Origin of the sequence: Paractinoplanes toevensis (genome assembly GCF_018332695.1) — a bacterium.
GTDB lineage: Bacteria > Actinomycetota > Actinomycetes > Mycobacteriales > Micromonosporaceae > Actinoplanes > Actinoplanes toevensis.
This window is the reverse complement of sequence record NZ_BOQN01000036.1, coordinates 19,290-33,274: the sequence shown is the minus strand read 5'-3', so window position 1 is coordinate 33,274 and position 13,985 is coordinate 19,290. Positions and strand designations below refer to the sequence as shown.

Here is a 13,985-nt window from a genome sequence, read left to right as displayed (position 1 = left end):
CATCTCGATGACCGCCCGCCACGACCCCACCCCCAGGCCCGGACGGGTCTTGTCGCAGGCGGGTTTCACGCTTGTGAATACCTTGACACGTGAATTGTTATCGTTAACACTTCCCGGCAATCAGCGCCGGGCTTCGGCTGGCGTACCCCCGTCCCGCGATAGAGGCCGCCATGGTTGCCGCTGCCCGCCGTGCGTTCGCCCGCGCCGTCACCGTCGTCACCGTCACCGCTGTCGCCCTGGTCGGCAGTCGTCTGCCCGCGTCCGCCGACGTCACCGACGGGCTCGTTCTTCGCTACGACCTCACCCAGACCGCGGGCACCGCGGTGGTCGACGACTCCGGTCACGGGCACGGCGGCACGCTGGTGGGCGATGCTTCCTGGTCGGCGTCGGGCGGCCTGAAACTGGGCGGCACCAATGGGTATGTCCGGCTGCCGAACGACATCCTGTCCGGCCTGCGGCAGATCACCGTCTCGGCCGACGTACTGATCGATCCCGCACAGGCCACGCCGTACATGATCTGGGCGATGGGGAACACCGACGCCGCGGGCGTCGGAAACGGCTATGTGTTCACCACGGGCGACACCTACCGGGCGTCGATCGCGAGCGGTAACTGGTCGACCGAGCAGACCGCGCGCTCCGCCTCGCCGTTGCCGCGCGGGGTATGGGTGAGCATCGCGTACACGCTGGACGGTTCCGGTGTGGCCACCGCCTACTTGAACGGCACGGCGGTCGCCACCCAGACCGGCGTCACCCTCACCCCGGCCGGCCTCGGCGGCGGTACGACAACCGCCAACTACCTGGGCCGTTCGGTGTACAACGCGGACGCCTACCTGCGCGGGCAGGTCCGCAACTTCCGGATCTACGACCGGGCGCTGAGCGCTACCGAGGCGGGCGGCATCGCCATCACCGACAGCGTGCGGGTGGCGGCCGACCGGGCGGCGTTGACGCTCGGCGACACCAGCGCGGTGACCACCGACCTCACCCTTCCGGCGACCGGAGCGGTCTACGGCAGCGCCATCACTTGGTCGTCGTCCGATCCCGCGGTGATCAGCGACCGCGGTGTGGTGACCCGGCAGTCCACCGACTCGCAGGTCACCCTCACCGCGACGATCAGCAGCGGCGACGTCAAGGACACCCGTGCATTCCCGGTGACCGTGCCGGCCGACCTCTCCGACGCCGCGAAGGCGACCGAGGCGGCCGCGGCGCTCACCGTCGCCAACCTCGACGACGTACGCGGAAACCTCACCCTCCCGGCGACCGGTCGCTACCAGAGCCGGATCTCCTGGGCCTCGGCCGACCCGGCGATCATCACCGGCACCGGCGAGGTGCATCGGCCCGCCGCCGGGAGCGCCACCCGTAAGGTCGAGCTCACCGCCACGGTGCGGGTCGGGTCGGCCACCACCACCCGGACGCTGACCGCCACCGTGCCGCCGCTGCCCGCCGCGTCGCCGCTCGCCGGCTACACCTTCGCCTACTTCACCGGCAACACCGTCGCCGGCGAGAAGATCTATTTCGCGGCGAGCGAGGGCAACAACGCTCTGAAGTGGAAGGAACTCAACGGCGGCAACCCGGCCCTCGCCTCGACCCTGGGCACCAAGGGACTGCGCGACCCGTTCCTGATCCGCTCCCCGGAGGGCGACAAGTTCTATCTCATCGCCACCGACCTGTCGATCGGCGGCGGCACGTCGTGGGATGCCTCGCAGCGTCAGGGCAGCCGCTACATCGAGGTCTGGGAGTCCACCGACCTGGTCAGCTGGGGGCAGCAGCGGCACGTGCTGGTCTCCCCGCCCACGGCCGGCAACACCTGGGCGCCCGAGGCGTTCTGGTCGGCGGAGCTCGGGTCGTACGTCGTCTACTGGGCCTCGAAGATCTATGCCGAGTCGGACCCCGGGCATACCGGCAACACCTACAACAAGATGCTGTACGCGACCACGCGTGACTTCGTCACCTTCAGCGACGCCCGGGTGTGGCAGGACTTCGGCGCCTCCCGCATCGACAGCACGGTCATCGCGGAGAACGGCGTCTACCACCGGTTCACCAAGGACGAGGGTGGCGTCACCGGATGCAGCGACATCATCCAGGAACGCGCCGACTCACTCGTGGCGGTCGACGACGCGGCCGACCCGGCCTGGGACCCGGACAACCCGAAGTGGAAGATCGTCGCGTCCTGCATCGGCAAGGCCGCCGGCACGTCGGCGGTCGAGGGCCCGACCGTCTTCAAGGCCAACCCCGGCGACACCTCCGGCAACAAGTACTACCTGTTCGTCGACGAGTACGGCGGCCGCGGTTACATTCCGCTCGGCACCGACGACCTGAACCAGCCGCAGTGGAAGGTGCCGGCTTCCTACACGCTTCCGGCCAGCCCCCGGCACGGCACCGTGCTGCCGGTCACCAAGGCCGAACTCGACCGGCTCACCGGCGCTCCGCGGCCGCTCCCGGCGAGTGCGGACGGGCTGATCGCCCGCTACCCGCTGGACACCGGCACCGCCGACGCCTCCGGCAACGGCAACAACGGCCAGCTGGTGGGTGGTGCCACGTTCGCCGACGGCAGCCTCACGTTCGGCGGGACGAACGGCTACGTCAAGCTGCCGGACAACGCGATGGCCGGGCTGGACGCCATGACGGTCTCGGCCGAGGTGTGGGTCGATCCGGCCCAGACGACCCCGTACTTCCTGTGGGGCATGGGCAACACTTCCTCCGGCGCGGGCAACGGCTACGTCTTCAGCACCGGCGACAGCGCCTACCGCGCCGCGATCGCCTCCGGGAACTGGACGACCGAGCAGAACGCCACCGGCGGCAGTGCGCTGGCCCGCGGGGCCTGGCACACGCTCACGTACACCCTCGGTGCCGGAACGGCGACGCTCTACCTCGACGGCCGCCAGGTCGGGAGCAACACCGCGGTCACCCTGACCCCGGGCTCGATCGGTGGCGGCGTCACCACCGCGAACTACCTCGGACGGTCGGTGTACACCGGCGACAAGTACTTCAAGGGCAGGATGCGCGACTTCCGCCTCTACAACCGGTCGCTGGCGGCCGGCGAGGTGGCGCAGCTCGGCGCGAACGCCACCACGGTGACCGCGGTGGCGCTGGACAGCCTCAAGGCTCCGGCACTGATCGACGGCGATGCGGGCACCATCGTGCTCCCCGTCAAGCCCGGCACCGACCTGCGCAACCTCGCGCCGGTCTTCACCGTCGCCGCCGGCTCGTCGGTCACCGGGGCGGAGGCGGGCGACTGGTCCGCGGCCCGGCGCATCACCGTCACCAGCCCGGCCGGGGCGACCCGCGGGTACACGGTGACGACCCGGGTGATGCGGTCGCCGATCCTGCCCGGCCTGTACGCCGATCCGAACATCGTGCGGTTCGGCGACACCTACTACATCTACGCGACGACGGACGGCTTCGACGGCTGGAGCGGTACGACGTTCACGGTCTGGTCCTCCACCGACCTGGCCACCTGGACGAAGCACGGCACGATCCTCGACCTGGCCGACGTGTCGTGGGCGCACACCAACGCCTGGGCGCCCTCGGCGGCGTACGCGAACGGGAAGTACTACTTCTACTTCTGCGCCGCCGGCAACATCGGGGTGGCGACCTCGGACTCGCCGACCGGCCCGTTCACAGATTCCGGGGCGCCGCTGGTCGACCGCCAGGACTTCGGCGGCGCACAGCAGATCGACCCGGCGGCGTTCACCGACGACGACGGCCGCAGCTACCTGTACTGGGGCAACGGCACCGCGTATGTGGCCCCGCTGAACGCGGACATGACCTCGCTGGGGGAGCGGCGCACCATCACCGGGCTCACCGACTTCCGCGAGGGCCTGTTCATGAACAAGCGGAACGGCGTCTACCACCTGACCTACTCGATCGACGACACCCGCAGCGAGAACTACCGGGTCGGCTACGCCACCGCGACCAGTCCCTACGGCCCGTTCACCGCGCGCGGCGTGATCCTCGCCAAGGACCGCTCGCTGGGCATCCTGGGCACCGGACACAGCTCGATCGTGCAGGTGGCCGGCGTCGACGAGTGGTACATCGCCTACCACCGCTTCGCCATCCCCGGCGGCGACGGGACGCACCGCGAGACGACGCTCGACCGGCTCTACTTCGGCGACGACGGACTCATCCGCCCGGTGGTGCCGACGCTGGAGAGCGTTGACCCGCTCACCTACACCGGCGTGCTGCCTACCTCCAACCTTCCCGCTTCGGGCTGGCTGGGCTCGGGTGCGGCACTCACGCTCACCGGCGGGGCCGGCAACAGCGAGCTTCAGTACGCGGTGACGCCCGGCAACTGGGTCACGTACACCGGTCCGGTCGCCCTACCCGCGGGCAGCTACACCGTGTCGTACCGGGCACGGGGCACCAACCGCATCCTCAGCGCCCCGGTCGACGTCCGGGTGCAGGTCGACGCGGAGGCCCCGATGACCGCGGCGAAGGCGACCACCAGCGGCACGACATCGACGGTGACGCTGAGCGCACAGGACACCGAGTCCGGTGTCGCCGCCATCGCCTACCGGGTAGGCAGCGATGCCTGGCAGGACTACCGGCAGCCGTTCACCGTTGACGGAATCCAGCAGGTGCAGTTCCGGGCCACCGACCGGGCCGGGAACGTCTCGCAGGTGCAGACCATCAGCGTCCCGCTGGTGCGCGACACGACCGGCCCGGCGGTCGCCGCGACTACCAGTCCGGCGCGGCCTACCGGCACGACCGGCTGGTTCACCTCGGCGGTATCGGTGATCGTGACGGCGTCCGACCCGTCCGGCGTCACGCTCCGCGAGTACCGCGTCGACGGCGGCGGGTGGCGCACGTACACCGGCCCGATCCCGGTACGCGACGGCATCACGACCGTGTCGGTCCGCGCCTCCGACAGCTGGGGAAACCAGTCGCCGGTGAAGGTCCTGACCGTCAAACGCGACACGGTGAAGCCGTCCGCGAGCGCGAAGGTGACCAGGGCGAAACGGTCGTCGACGGTCCGGCTGACCGCCGCGGACGCGACCTCCGGCGTCCGGCTCATCCAGTACCGGCTGGACGGCGACCGCACCTGGCACACCTATGGCAAGCCGCTCACGGTGTCCGAGAAGGGGCTGCACATGATCTGGTATCGCGCTGTCGACCAGGCCGGGAACGTGAGCAGCCCCCGTCCGAAGCTGTTCCAGGTGCTATCGAGGAGGTAGCCGCAACGCCTCGCACCCGCGGCCGGCACACCGCCCGGCCTCGGACAGGTGGGTCCGGCGTCGTTCCCCAACAGATCCCTCCGGCTTCATTTTTAGGGGTGTCTCACGGCCGGATTCTGGTGACCCCCAGAAGATCGAACTGGCTCGATCGGTCGGCATGCACGATCCGGTCGATCTCCGGGGAGAACGAGATTTGGCACGAGAGGGGCCGTTCGGCACTATCGACGTCCGGTAGTGCGGCGCCGGCGTGCTCGTGCTGGCGATGATGTGGTTCGCCGAGTTCCCCCTCGCCCAACACACCGCATCTGGCGAGGCCAGCGGATCGTCCAATCCGATCACCGATGGCTCATCTGACACCAGCACCGACGCCGGCTCCTTCCTTCGGGGAGGAGTCGGCGTATCCGTGAGGCGTCGCTCGAGACCCCGGTGGCCCGTGAAGGTCGTCAAGCAGTACGAGCAGGGTGTTCTCTTCCGCCTCGGCCGGCCGGCCGTAACCAACGGCAAGACCTACTAAGTCCGCGGTAAGCACCTTTCGGGCGTACGCCGGCGGCGGCCCGTCAAGTCGTTTACCTTCGCCGCATCGGGGCATAGCTTCTGCGAGCGCCCTTAGCAGGTCGATCCCAGCCTGGACAGCACCCCGACCGACGACCACGCGCGCCGGCGTGAGAGGTCATGTTTGATGAACGGCTCTGGTCGGGTTGACAGGTTCCAGCGGGAACACGCCTGGACGGGATTCCCGCTGGCCGTGTTGTACAAGTTCTTCGACGACCAGGGCAGTTATCTGGCAGCACTGATCGCCTATTATGCGTTCGTCTCGATGTTTCCGTTGCTGCTGCTGGCCGCGACGATTCTGGGTTACGTTCTGTCCGGAAATCCGGACCTGCAGCAGCACATCCTCACCTCCGCATTGAGTCAGTTCCCGGTCGTCGGCAGCCAGCTGCACGATCCCTCCCGGATCGGTGGCGGAGCCACCGGTCTGGTGATAGGCATTCTCGGAGCGCTTTATGGCGGTCTCGGAGTCGCGCAAGCGGTCCAGTACGCCATGAATTCAGTCTGGCGGGTCCCGCGCAACAATCGTCCCAACCCGTTCAAAGCCCGCGGCCGCAGCCTGCTCCTGCTTCTAACCGCCGGCGTCGCCGTTATCGGGACGACCACGCTGTCCACGTTCGGCAGCAGCGACGCGGGCTCTCTCGCCGGCGTACTGAAAATTGTCCTGCTGGTGGCGTCGGTCGTGATCAACGCGGTCGTTTTCGTCTTCTTTTTCCGGCTCGCGACCGCCCGGCATCTGAGCGTGATCGATGTCGCGCCCGGCGCGCTCGGTGCGGCGGTGGTCTGGCAGTTGTTGCAGACCTTCGGGGTGGCCTACGTCGGGCATGTGGTGAAGGGCGCCAGCGCCACCAACGGCGTGTTCGCGCTGGTGCTCGGCCTGCTGGCCTTCTTCTACGTGACCGCGGTCGCGGTGGTGCTGTGTGCCGAGATCAATGTCGTACGCGTCGAGCGGCTCTATCCACGAGCGCTGCTCACTCCGTTCACCGACAACGTTGAATTGACCAGGGGTGACCATCGCGCCTACACAGGCCAAGCCGTCGCTCAGCGCAGCAAAGGCTTCGAGACCGTCGCTGTCACCTTCAACAAGCCCGATCCTGCGGTCGAAGCCAAGGACAAGTCGGCCGTTGAGGTTGACCACTCCGGACCCGACGGTGGCCCCACCACTCGCTGATTGACCAGAGCGTCGCAGAACGCCCTCTGAGGCGCTCGTACCAGTTCACCCTGCGGCTTTCTGGTTGACAAAGTCACCGTGGTGAAAGCTTAGGTTGCGATCTGCGTCCGGGTGCCGCGCGCCGGTCAGCCCCTGCGCTGTTTAGTTTCGTTGACAAACCCACCCATGAGGAGACGTCAACGATGGCTTTCACGGCAGGGGCCGCCAAGGTCGACATCACGCCGGCCGACCTGACGGCGCTCAATCCGATAGGCGGTACGTCGTTTGTCGGCGTGCACGACCCGATCCATGTCCGAGCCCTGGTCCTGCACGACGGGGTGAGCGAGGTGGCGCTGATCTCGGCGGATCTGATCGAGTGTGGCGACATGCGCCCGCTGCGGGCCCGGATCGAGGCCGAGCTGGGCATCCCGGCGGCGCACGTCATGATCACCGCGACGCACACCCACAACGCGCCACGGCTCGGGACGGTGTCGCCGGGCGCGCTGGCGCACAACGGCGGTCCGGAGTCGGCGGCGTACACCGGCTGGGTCTTCGACCAGGTCCTGGCGGCCCTGCGCGCGGCGCGCGCGGCCGCGCGTCCGGCGCGCTTCGGGATCAGTTCCGGGCATGCGGCGATCAACGTCAACCGCGAGATGTACGCCGATGGCGGCTGGCGCCTGGGGTACAACCTGGACGGGCCGACGGATCCGCGGGTCTGGGTGCTCCGCCTCGCCTCGATGGCCGGAGACCCGATCGCCGTCGTGGCCAACTACGCGGTGCACTCGACGGTGGCGTTGTGGACCCGCGAGGTGAGCGGGGATCTGGCCGGCGCGGCGATGCGGCATGTCGAGGAGATGATCGGCGGCGTGGCAATGTTCACGCCGGGAGCGCTCGGTGACCAGAACCCGCGGGTGTCGCTGGAGGGTTTCGCCGGCGGGTTCGGCCCGCACGGCCGGATGCCCACCGAGGCGGAACGGGCGTTCGCCTACGCGGCGGTCGCCGCGCAGGGGCTGGTGCTCGGCGCCGAGGTCGTCCGGGTGGCGGGCGGCATCGGCGAGCTGGTGCCGGAGGTGCGCCTGCGGGCGGCCGAGGAGGTCGTGCCGTGCCCGGTGAAGAAGGGGCGCGATGTGCTGGCGAGCATGGTGCAGGCCGAGGTCGACAGCGTGGACCTGCGGCTGTCGCTGATCCTGATCGGTGACGTAGCGCTGGCCGGGGTGTCGGGGGAGGTGACCACGACGGTCTACCGGCGCCTGGCCGCACGGTCGCCGCTGGCGCGGACGATCCTGGTGTCGATCGCCAACGACCGGATCGGATATCTGCCGGCCGACGAGGCGTTCGACCGGCCGGTGCACTCGGTGAACGGCTGCCCGATCGTGCGCGGCCACGCGGAGCCGGGGATCGTGGACGGGCTAAGCCGGATGATCCGCGAGGCCTCGTAGGGTTTCGACGAGACGGGTGGCCACGAGTTCGGCGCTGCCCGCCGCGTACTTCGAGTTCATCGCGGCGTACGTGATGCGCCCGTAGCTTCCCGCGTCGGCCAGGTACTTCGCCGCCCCGTTGGCCATTGTCACCACGAACGTGGCCGGGAACGGTGAGTTGTCCTTGATCCACCGGCCGGTCACGCAGGTGAGCTCCGCCTGCACGGCGGCGATCGCCAGGCCGCCGATGCGGACCGCCCACAGCGGCACGGCCGTGACACCCGCCGCCCGGTAGTCGTAGGCGCGTTGCGGCCGGATGTCCTCGCGCCGTGGCAGCGGCTGCGCCCCGACCTCGACCTTGTCGTGCACGAGCCGGATCCGGGGCGTCGCGACGGTGCCGGTCGCGCACTCAACCGCATCGACCGCGGCGGCACCGAGGTGTTCGCCGGTCCGGGTGGGTGCCTGATCGCCGGCCGCGCCGACCAGGAACAGGGCCACGGCACCGGGGTAGGCCTGTTCGACGTGGGCGGCCGCGGCGCCGGCGAGGTCGGCGCTGACCACCTTCTCGCCGGAGTCGTGCACCGCGGAGGCCTGGACCGCGTAGTTCATCAGCACGGCGATCGGGTTGCCGTGCTCGTCGTCGATCCGCAGGATCCCCAGTTCCTTGTCGGACGGCCCGGTCTCGTTCGCGCCGAGCCACCAGCCGTCGGGCGTCGGTACGTCCCGGTTGACGTTGACGTCGGCGGTTCCGGTCGCGAACCCGATCCGGGCCGGTCGCATCCGGGCGGCCCGGCGGGCGGCGTCCTCGACGGCGTCCTCGAGCGCGCGCTGCAGTTCCGGCGGACCGTCCGGCACGACGTGCGGCGCCGAGAACGTGTGGCTGGCGCAGACGAGCACCTGTGTGGGGCCCACCTCGGCTGCCCGGGTCAGGGCGCTGATGATCCCGGCCAGCGAGTCGGCCCCGATCGAGGTCTGGTCGAGGACGGCCAGGGCGATCCGGCGTCCGTCCCGTTCGAGGAGCACGACCCGGGCGTGCAGCGGATCACGCTCGGCCACGAAGCCGTCGACGGGGAAGAGTTCGGCGGGCAGAGCGATCCGGGTGCGGCCGGCGCCGGCGAGCAGGGACGAAGTGATCTCGGGCATCCGTCTCGTCTATCAGACCCGGGCTCGGGAGGAGGCTCTACGAGCGCGCAACCTAAGCGTGCGTACGCCTCGGTTAAAAAATAGTTTTGCCAGCAATACCGTCGGGCTACACCTGCAACTTCGGTGACTTCGACGAGGAGAGATGAAAGATGAGGACATCGATCCGGCGGTCCGCGCTCGCGGCATCCGTCGTTGCGGGGCTCGCCGTCTCCGCCTGCGGCGGCGGCTCGTCCGACACCCCCGCCGCCGTGAACACCGCGGGCAGCGCCCCGACCGGCGTGACGCTCACCCTGTGGCACAACACGGCCGATCCCCAGGCCCTGCTCGACCTTTACCAAAAGTACGAAACAGCCTCCGGCAACACCATCCAGCTCGTCGACGTCCCGTCCGCGACCTATCCGCCGACGATCCAGTCGAAGTGGGCGACCGGCGAACGACCCGATCTGCTCGAATGGCACGGCAACAAGACCGACCTGCTCGCGCTGAACGGTGCGAACACCATGCTCGACCTGAGCAGTCTGGCCTTCGTCGCCAAAGAGGGCGACCTGGCCAAGGTCGCCGGCAACATCGACGGCAAGGTGTACGCCGCGTCGATCGGCTTCCCGTCGGTGTCCGGCCTCTTCTACAACAAGCAGGTCCTGGCCAAGGCCGGCATCGCCGCGCCGACCAGCTACGCCGACCTGACTGCGGACTGCGCCAAGCTGAAGACGGCCGGCGTCACCCCGATCTACGTGGCCGGCGGTGACGGGTGGCCGCCGCAGATCCTGGCCGGCTGGAACTACATGGCCGAGTCCAACGTCGGCGCCGCCTACTCCGACGACGTCAACGCCGGCAGGGCGAAAGTCAGCGACAGGAACGGGCCACTCGTCGCCGGGCTCAAGGCGTTCGACTCGCTGCGCACCTCCGGATGCTTCAACGCAGACGCCACCACCGCCAAGTGGACCGACTCGCTGAAGGCGCTGCTGGACGGCAGGACGGCCTTCGTCGCGCAGAACTCCGACAGCATCAGCCAGCTCGACACCATCGCGGGCGGCGACACGAAGAAGGTCGACGACGCCATCGGCTTCGTCGGCGTCTCGGCGACCAAGCAGCTCGCCAACTACGCGCCCACCGTCCTGGGCACGTTCTACGCGCCCAAGACCGGTGACGCCATGAAGGAACGGGCGGCCGCCGACTTCGTCGACTTCATCACCGGCAAGGGCTACGCCGACTACGTCCAGGCCTCCGGCGCCCCGCCGACCCTCAGCGGTACGGGTGGCCCGCAGTTGCAGGGGCTGTGGCAGGAGGTGCAGGCCGCCTACCAGGCCGGTGCCGGGCTGACGGTCATCTCGCAGCTGCCCGGTTTCAACAACTTCGGCCCGGAGGTCGACAAGCTGCTCGCCGGCCAGGAGAACCCGCAGCAGACCGCGGACAAGATGCAGACCTATCTCCTGCAGGCCCAGGCCGCGATGGGCAAGTGAAATGGCCACCGTCGCCGAACGCTCCAGGACCGGGCGGCTCCGGCCGGGCCTCGCCCTCTTCGCGCTGCCGTCGGTCGTACTCGTGCTGGTGTTCTTTCTGGTGCCCTTCCTGGCGAATGCGGTCTTCGCGTTCGTCCGGTGGACCGGCTACAGCGACACCCTCAGCTGGACCGGGCTGACCAACTTCGAGCTGCTCAACCAGCTCGGCATCCTCGGCCACGCGATCCGGATCACGGTGATCTACGCGGTCATCACCATGGCCGTGCAGAACGGCGTCGGACTCGCCCTGGCCACGGCCCTCGAAAAGACGAACCGGGTGAACACCATCTTCCGGTCGATCTTCTTCATCCCGGTCCTGATGTCGCCGCTCGCCGCCGGTTACATCTGGTCGGCTGTGCTCAGCCCGGACGGGCCGGCCAACGACTTCCTCAGCGCCGTGCTGCCCGGCTCGATCCACTACGCCTACCTCGGGCACGGCGTCTCGGCGCTGGTCACGGTCGCCTGCATCGACGCCTGGAAGTGGAGCGGGCTGGCCACGCTCGTCTACATCGCCGGGCTCAACCGGATCCCGGCCCAGCTGACCGAGGCCGCCCGGATCGACGGCGCCGGCCCGTGGCGCCGCTTCTGGTCGGTCAAGTTCCCGCTGCTCGCCCCGGCCGTGACGTTCAACGTGGTAATCACGCTGGTCGGCGCGTTCAGTGCGCTCGACGCCGTCTTCGCCACCACCGGCGGCGGCCCCGGGGATGCCACCACCCTGCTCAACGTGGCCCTCTACCTGCAGTACGGGCAGAGCTACTTCGGGCAGGCCAGCGCGCTCGGCCTAGTCGTCACCCTGCTGGTCGTGGTCACCGCCGTACCGCTGATCACCTGGCTGCGTCGCCGAGAGGTACCGATGTGATGGCCGCCGCCCGCCGCTACGTCCTGTTGTCGCTGTTCGCGATCCCGTGGATCGTGCTGCCTCTCTGGCTCCTGGTGGTCAACTCGGTCAAGACCGAGAGCGACGCCTCACTCCTGTCGATCGGCCTGCCGTCGCACTTCAACGGCGGCGCGAACTACTCCACCGTCCTGCATCAGGGCCGATATCTGGTGGGCCTCGGCAACAGCCTGCTGATGGCGGTACCGAGCATCCTCGTCGTGCTGCTGCTCGGCTCGATGGCGGCCTGGGCCTACGCCAGATCGCCGCGCCGTTCGCTGCGCGTCACCTACTACGTCTCGGTGCTCTCGGTCGTCCTGCCGCCGGCGATCATCCCGACCGTCTACACGCTGACCCAGCTCGGCCTCAACGGATCCCGTCTCGGCTACCTGCTGACCATCGTCGGCACCCGCCTCGGCATGGTCATTTTCTTGTGTACGGGCTTCGTGCGCTCCCTGCCGACCGACTGGGAGGAGGCCGCCCAGCTCGACGGGGCCGGCCGCTGGCAGGTATACCGGCGCATCGTGCTTCCGCTGCTGTCGCCCGCGCTGTTCACCGGGGCTGTCCTGCTGGTGATCAACGTGTGGAACGACTTCTTCTTCGCGCTGTTCCTGCTCCAGGGGCCGGGCCGGGTCACGCTCCCGCTCACGCTCTATCAGTTCGCGTCGTCATCGACGTACGGCCTGCGCTGGAATCTGGTTTTTGCCCACGTGATCCTGACCAGCCTGCCGCTGCTGGCCGCGTACATCATCATGCAGCGCCGGGTGCTGGCCGGCCTGACCGAAGGCGGCACGACCGGCTGACCGTGCCGGTCTGCCATCTCAAACCAATCGACGAAAGGACTCTTCATGCGACTCGGACCGCTGTCCGGCATGGACTCGGAGCAGGCCGAGCTGATCGACCGGATCATCGGCCGGCGCGGGCCGCTGAACGGGCCGTTCAGCGTGCTGATGCGCAGCCCGCAACTGTGCGAGCGAGTCGAGCTGCTGTCCTCGTTCTGCCTGTACGAGTCGTCCCTGCCACCTCGGCTGCGCGAGCTGGCCCTGCTGGTCACGGCCCGCCACTACGGTGCCGACCACTCGTGGCTCGCCCACCTCGGCAAGGCGGCCGAAGCCGGGGTGGATGCCAGCGCGCTGCAGCGCCTGGCAGACGGCCTGCCGCCCGAATTTCCCGCCGCGGACGAGGCGGACCTCTACCGGTTCACCAGCGAACTGCTCACCCGGCACACCATCACCGACGAAACGTACGCCGCCGCCCGTGACCGGTTCGGCGAACCGGGCCTCGTCGAGCTCGTCGCGGCGCTCGGCACCTTCGCCATGCTGGCGATGCTGCTCAACGCATTCGAGGTGGACCTGCCCGCCGGCGCCCAATCGCCGTTCTCCGCCCCCGACGCCGACACTCCGAAGCATCTCGCCCACCTGCTACCGGCGCTGTGGCGCGGCGTCTACGACGCCACCAAAGGCTCGGAGGAGATGCCGGCCATGGAGTCGCAGGTACAGATCCTGCGCAAGCTCGTGTCCGGTGGTGAGCTGTCCCCGGCCCGTCTCGCCGAGGAACTCCGGCTGGCTCGGCCGACCGTCAGCAACTCCCTGCGCGTTCTGGTGACGGACGGCCTGGTGGAGCGGGAACGGTCGGCGGCCGACGGTCGCTCGGTGCTGCTTCGAGCCACCGAACACGGCCAGGACGTGCTCCACACGTTCCGTCAGGGCCGCGCGGAAGTGCTCGCCGAGGTGCTCGCCGAGTTGCCCGCCGACGACCAGGAACGGCTCGTGGCCGCGCTGCCGTCGCTCGACCGCCTGCTGGAGGGACTGGAGGCCCGCGCCGACGCGGAGTGGAACAGCCGGCGTCGGTAGCCGGTCTGACGCCAAACTTTAGGTCCGTCGCGGTATGAGCCTGATCTGCGTTGGCGGTCCCAGCATATGGATCGGCCCGGGAAGCCCTGCTCGGTCGGCGTTCGTGGCGGTTGGAGGGGGACCGCTGTGAGCTGGGGCTGAACGGGATGCGTCGCCGGCTCGCGTGTTGCGTGGGGGCCTGATCAAGTTCTGTTGATCATGCCGCCTAGCAGGTCAAACGTGGAGCGGGCGACGAGAATCGAACTCGCGTAATCAGTTTGGAAGAACCGCTTGGTTCGTCCGGCTCGGTCGGGTTCAGTCCTGAAAAGGGCCTCTGAGCTGCGGCTGC

At 69.0% G+C, this 13,985-nt stretch carries 9 protein-coding genes; 8 read left to right on the top strand and 1 reads right to left on the bottom strand.

The window, feature by feature from the left end; translation table 11 throughout:
• The first annotated feature begins 170 nt into the window (after nucleotides 1-170).
• The 4 genes from Ato02nite_RS12570 (at nucleotide 171) to Ato02nite_RS12555 (ending at nucleotide 8,309) form a co-directional block, all read left to right on the top strand.
• Entirely contained in the window at nucleotides 171-5,171 is a 5,001-nt protein-coding gene (locus tag Ato02nite_RS12570) for a family 43 glycosylhydrolase (protein WP_213006653.1), read from the top strand.
• 247 nt (nucleotides 5,172-5,418) lie between these two features.
• Entirely contained in the window at nucleotides 5,419-5,685 is a 267-nt protein-coding gene (locus tag Ato02nite_RS12565) for a hypothetical protein (protein ID WP_213006652.1), read from the top strand.
• Nucleotides 5,686-5,850: 165 nt separating this feature from the next.
• Complete coding sequence (locus Ato02nite_RS12560) at nucleotides 5,851-6,891, top strand: YihY/virulence factor BrkB family protein (RefSeq protein ID WP_213006651.1); 1,041 nt, start codon at nucleotides 5,851-5,853, stop codon at nucleotides 6,889-6,891.
• Between the two features lie 182 nt (nucleotides 6,892-7,073).
• A complete protein-coding gene (locus Ato02nite_RS12555) occupies nucleotides 7,074-8,309 on the top strand; it encodes a neutral/alkaline non-lysosomal ceramidase N-terminal domain-containing protein (protein WP_213006650.1) in 1,236 nt (411 codons plus the stop codon).
• Here the strand turns inward: Ato02nite_RS12555 and Ato02nite_RS12550 are convergent.
• On the bottom strand, nucleotides 8,280-9,431 hold the full coding sequence (locus Ato02nite_RS12550; protein WP_213006649.1) for a hypothetical protein: 1,152 nt from the start codon (nucleotides 9,429-9,431) through the stop codon (nucleotides 8,280-8,282). The genes Ato02nite_RS12555 and Ato02nite_RS12550 overlap by 30 nt on opposite strands.
• Nucleotides 9,432-9,580: 149 nt before the next feature.
• Between Ato02nite_RS12550 and Ato02nite_RS12545 the strand changes: the two genes are divergently transcribed.
• From Ato02nite_RS12545 to Ato02nite_RS12530, 4 genes are read left to right on the top strand one after another with little or no spacing between them, the layout of a single operon-like run.
• Nucleotides 9,581-10,891, top strand: a complete 1,311-nt coding sequence (locus tag Ato02nite_RS12545) for an ABC transporter substrate-binding protein (RefSeq protein ID WP_213006648.1) — start codon at nucleotides 9,581-9,583, stop codon at nucleotides 10,889-10,891.
• A gap of 1 nt (nucleotide 10,892) precedes the next feature.
• Nucleotides 10,893-11,789, top strand: coding sequence for a carbohydrate ABC transporter permease (locus tag Ato02nite_RS12540; RefSeq protein WP_213006647.1), 897 nt, complete (start codon nucleotides 10,893-10,895; stop codon nucleotides 11,787-11,789).
• A complete protein-coding gene (locus tag Ato02nite_RS12535; protein WP_213006646.1) occupies nucleotides 11,789-12,607 on the top strand; it encodes a carbohydrate ABC transporter permease in 819 nt (272 codons plus the stop codon). Before Ato02nite_RS12540 ends, Ato02nite_RS12535 begins: the two co-directional genes overlap by 1 nt.
• A gap of 45 nt (nucleotides 12,608-12,652) precedes the next feature.
• Complete coding sequence (locus Ato02nite_RS12530; RefSeq protein ID WP_213006645.1) at nucleotides 12,653-13,657, top strand: MarR family transcriptional regulator; 1,005 nt, start codon at nucleotides 12,653-12,655, stop codon at nucleotides 13,655-13,657.
• Nucleotides 13,658-13,985: the final 328 nt, after the last annotated feature.